The 2852-nt window shown below is 49.4% G+C and carries 2 protein-coding genes; both read right to left on the bottom strand.

Going from position 1 to position 2852, the window contains the following annotated elements; genetic code table 11:
- The coding region (locus tag WBV75_RS12390; RefSeq protein ID WP_424120901.1) for a metallophosphoesterase at positions 1 to 1813 on the bottom strand (1813 nt) is incomplete at its 3' end.
- A partial coding sequence (locus WBV75_RS12385) for a glycosyltransferase (protein ID WP_424120900.1) occupies positions 1810 to 2852 on the bottom strand: 1043 nt, incomplete at its 5' end. The genes WBV75_RS12390 and WBV75_RS12385, both read right to left, overlap by 4 nt.

Raw genomic sequence — 2852 nt, 5'->3', positions numbered from 1 at the left:
TGTCTCCCTGGTATTCCCCAATGGCGTAAAACGGATGTCCCAGAAGGGCCATGACATATTTCTCTTTAGACGCCTTCAGAACAGATTCAAGCCATTCGAGCTGAAGATTATCTACTTTTCGCCTGACACCGGTATCGATGGCCAAAAAGACAAACTCCTCGGTGGATACCTGAAAGAAGGGTGCATTTTGATGCCCTGTCGGCATTTGGTACTCTTTCCTCAGGTAAGACGCCTGGGCTATGAGTTCCCGGACCTCATCCGAATCGGTAAGGGTCAGGCCGTGATCGCTCTCGATTCGGGCTTCCATTGCCCGCATGGCGGCCTGGGGTGTAAAGAAGGTAGCGGTAAAACCCTCCAGGGCATCATACCAGTCGTGGTTGCCGGGAATGGCGTAAATGGGTTTGGTAATCCCTTTAAACGGGAGGAAGAATTTTCGCTCGTAATCGCGCATGGCCCCGGAGGGGTACACGATATCTGAGGAAATGACCATAAAACTGATGTCGGGCTTGTTGGTAACTGCCAATAACTGATCCTTGAGGATGAGCTGGGAGGCATCCCCTTCCCCGGGGTCTCCAATGACTACAAAGGAGAAGTCCCCGGATGCAGGAAGCCCTTCGGGCTGGAGCCTAAAAGCATTTGGCCCAATCTTTTCACCGTTCGCTGCCACCATGGCTTCCCGCCAGACTTCGGTTCGGGAGCCGGCAAAACCATCCCATATCCCGGAGGCCCAGTTTTCGGTATCAAAATACCAGCTCATACCCAGTACAGGCATTATGGCGGCCAGTAAAGCAGCAAAGGGCAGGCCTATCTTGAGTCCGTTCCTGAAAGCAGTGGAGAATGAATAAGAGGATTTTCGCATGGATATCGAAAGATCCAGTTGATACTCGACCCACCAGTTGACGGGCCGTCTCAGACTTAAAAAGTGCCATTCAGATTGGGGGACTTTATGTGCCCAATTGTAAGATCGTTTCAGGAAAACACTATTGAGTTTTTTGAAGAGGCTTCTGAAGGGGCTTATAATCCCATAGGCCACTACAAGGGCTATAAACATGTCTCCGATAACAGCGACAACGGGAGAAAGAATGCCAAATTTGGAGCGATCGAAGCCCATTCTTCCCAGGTGAATAAAAAACAACGTAAGTATAAAGATCAGAATCCAACTCAGGTCCACCCGGGCTCTTTGCTCATCCTCATCTTCGAGTTTGTGAGTTAGTGCCACGAGACCGGGATTGTCTGCAACACCCAGGTCCTCGATGATGTCTTTCGAGACATTCTTAACATTACCCAGTTTTGCGGTAAATAAATTGTAGACGGTACCTAGTATCCGCAAGGCGCCCCCCAGGGCTACGACCCATGCAAAACCTTTGCCTTCGAAGGTAAGGATCAACACGACAATAAGGATGTTGCCAAGGCCGGGCAGGAGATAATTCAATTTGGCATTGTCGTGATCTTTACGCTTAAAATAGAAATACAGGGACCTCAAGGCGTCTGTAAGGAGCAGAATACTTACAATTTGAACAAGGGGGTGGTTTTGAAACAGTTGGGCATTCACAAGGAATATACCGATGAGCAGGGTGATACCCCCGCTGATCCACGCGGAATTCCTGGCGTGGTTCTCCGCACGTTTAAAACCGTGCAACAATTCAAGAATCGCGGCCCAAAGAAGTAAGCCCCCGATATAGTTTGCAGGATCCACCAGGTCTCGGAACATAGCGAGGATAGCAAGAGCGGCTAGTATAAACCCAATACCGGAATAAATGTATCGTTGTTGGACAAAGCTGAAAAGGGAGTTTTTATTTTCGGGTTTCTTCATAGTTGGTTCTCAGTAGCTATCCTGGCGAGTTCATATAGCTTCGAAATCTGATTGGAATGTTCGTAGTGTTCCTGCATGTGTTTCCGACCCGCCAGGCCCATTTCCCTGGCACGCTCGGGATTCTCACAAAGTTTAATCATATACTGCCCCATGGCTTTGTCATCACCTTCTTCCACCAGGTATCCCGTCTTTTCATGGATCACCGCGTCCGGTATTCCCCCGTGCCGTGTACTGACCACAGGTAGTCCTGAGGCGCTGGCTTCCATGATTCCCACAGGGGTCCCTTCCGTATCCCCGTTGGGGGCGGTGAGCGAATGCTGTACAAAGGCCAGGGATTTCTGCATCAGTGCGCTTACCTGTTCATGGTCTAATACGCCTGTGAACTTCACGGATTTTTTCATCCCGAGTTCATTGACAAGAGCTACACAGTCTTCATAGAGCCCGTCTTTTTTTCCAGCCAGGGTAAGGGTGGCCTCCGGGAATTTTGCCAGGACCCCATGAAAAGCACGAAGGGTATGTAAGGGGCTTTTTTTAGGGGTAAATCGCCCTACACCAACAAAATGTTTTTCCCTATTCATTTCTTTGGAAGGGGTAAATTTTGAGGTATTGACCCCCGAGGGTATAATCCTGATTTTTTCTTCGGGTGCCCCGAGGGAAATCAATTGATTTTTGAGCCGCTCGGAAACGGCAATCAGGAAGGAGGCATAGTCGAAGAGGGTGATATATCTCTCCCGGTATTGGGAGAGCAATTTCTTATCGGTGGCGTCATGTCCCCTGAATACGGCCAGCAGTGGAATATTCAGCGCCCTGCACGGAGGGATCATATGGACTGCTGAGATCCCGTAATTGGCCAGAACAACGTCAATTTTATGGTTTTTTAGGTACTTCTTTACACCGTAATCGCTGAAGTAATTGTTTCGGCCTAAAAGTAACTTGAGTCCCTTATGTGCGAGCCAGAAGGCCGTGGGGCTCAAAAGGGTGCCATCTTCCTCCCGTTCGGGATAGCGTCCGCTGTGAAGGGTATACACAGTGCTTCGTT

Source organism: Robiginitalea sp., assembly GCF_049588695.1.
Classification (GTDB): Bacteria; Bacteroidota; Bacteroidia; order Flavobacteriales; family Flavobacteriaceae; genus Robiginitalea.
The sequence above is the reverse complement of the archived record's forward strand: the minus strand, read 5'-3'. Positions and strand labels throughout refer to the sequence as shown.